Below are 304 nucleotides of genomic sequence, written 5' to 3'. Positions count from 1 at the left end.
CTCAACCGGACGGAAGGCCGCGCACTGATCTTATTCCCGACCTACGAGGAGCTCCGGCGGTTTAAGGCGGAAATTGCGGATAGGAACGATTGCGCGCATCTGCGGTTTCTGTTCGAAGGTGATCAGGAAATCAGCCATCTTATCGCGTCGTTCCAAGGGGACGAGCACAGCGTGCTGGCGGCCGTTAGTTTATGGGAGGGACTTGATGTGCCGGGTCCATCCCTGTCCAACGTTATTGTGTGGGCGCTGCCGTTCCCGCCGCAAGATCCTGTGTATATGGCCAAGCGGCAGGCGGCTGGCAGAC

1 protein-coding gene is annotated in these 304 nt (G+C 58.9%); it reads left to right on the top strand.

Features of this window, described 5'->3' with window-relative positions; genetic code table 11:
- The coding region (locus tag KVT27_RS24170) for a helicase C-terminal domain-containing protein (RefSeq protein ID WP_305799935.1) at window positions 1-304 on the top strand (304 nt) is incomplete at both ends.

Source organism: Lysinibacillus sp. GbtcB16, assembly GCF_019091145.1.
Taxonomy (GTDB): domain Bacteria; phylum Bacillota; class Bacilli; order Bacillales_A; family Planococcaceae; genus Lysinibacillus; species Lysinibacillus fusiformis.
This window is presented reverse-complemented; position numbering and strand designations above follow the sequence as displayed.